This is a genomic window from Neisseria sp. P0001.S005 (assembly GCF_051963715.1).
The window spans coordinates 1-368 of the sequence record NZ_JBQCTZ010000764.1 but is presented as its reverse complement, the minus strand read 5'-3'; the positions used below and the strand labels follow the sequence as shown (position 1 = coordinate 368).

Below are 368 nucleotides of genomic sequence, written 5' to 3'. Positions count from 1 at the left end.
GCACCATGGCTGAATGCAAAACCGCAAGCGGTAAATACCTGCATCCATGAGAACATTTGGAAAGTCGATTTATCCAAATCTTTGCGTTTCAAACTTTTGGCAAATACAAACGTACCCATCCAAATAGCCGCGCCAATCATGAAAATGGTCAGGAAGCTGTTGACGTTGCTCATACCCAAATGCAGATTTTTCAGACCTTTGAAAATCAACATTGCCGCAATCATCATGCCGCCGACAGAAGCAATAAACGGCACCCAAGAATGCAGGGCTCTATAAGAATCTACTTCACCCTTACGGCTGTCAAAGCGGTGCAGACCGCGATAATACTCAGACTGCAATTCTTCAGGATCAAAGTCCGGCTCATCATA

Annotated in this window: 1 pseudogene; it reads right to left on the bottom strand. The window is 44.8% G+C overall.

Annotated features, from left to right (window positions below):
* Nucleotides 1-368: pseudogene (locus ACTHSP_RS22755) on the bottom strand (inorganic phosphate transporter); the annotation flags it as partial.